Source organism: Ochrobactrum sp. SFR4 (assembly GCF_019730395.1).
Classification (GTDB): Bacteria; Pseudomonadota; Alphaproteobacteria; order Rhizobiales; family Rhizobiaceae; genus Pseudochrobactrum.
Genome location: NZ_JAAPBB010000561.1, coordinates 1 through 307, shown reverse-complemented (window position 1 = coordinate 307; position 307 = coordinate 1). Strand labels below are relative to the sequence as shown.

1 protein-coding gene is annotated in these 307 nt (G+C 45.6%); it reads left to right on the top strand.

The annotated features are described in order from the left end of the window. The coding region (locus tag HBA93_RS20250; protein ID WP_221724469.1) for a tail protein X at positions 1-226 on the top strand (226 nt) is incomplete at its 5' end. Positions 227-307: the final 81 nt, after the last annotated feature.

Here is a 307-nt window from a genome sequence, read left to right as displayed (position 1 = left end):
CACGGTTAATCAGGAAGATATTATTATCGACCAGCTTTGCTTTGAGCATGCCTATTCTGCTTTGCGGGATCGTGTGCAGGCTGGAAAACTTGCAGGGTATGTTGAGGCCACATTGCTGGCTAATCCGGGCATTGCTGACCACGTCATTCTTCCGTTTGGCATGACAGTCCAATTGCCGGAATTCTCTATTCAAACCGAAACATCAATAAAGAGGCTTTGGGACTGATGAGCCGTACACACCCATTTATTGAAGTATCCGTGAACGGTAAATCCGTTAACAACCTGTTTTATGAACGCCTTGTTTCTG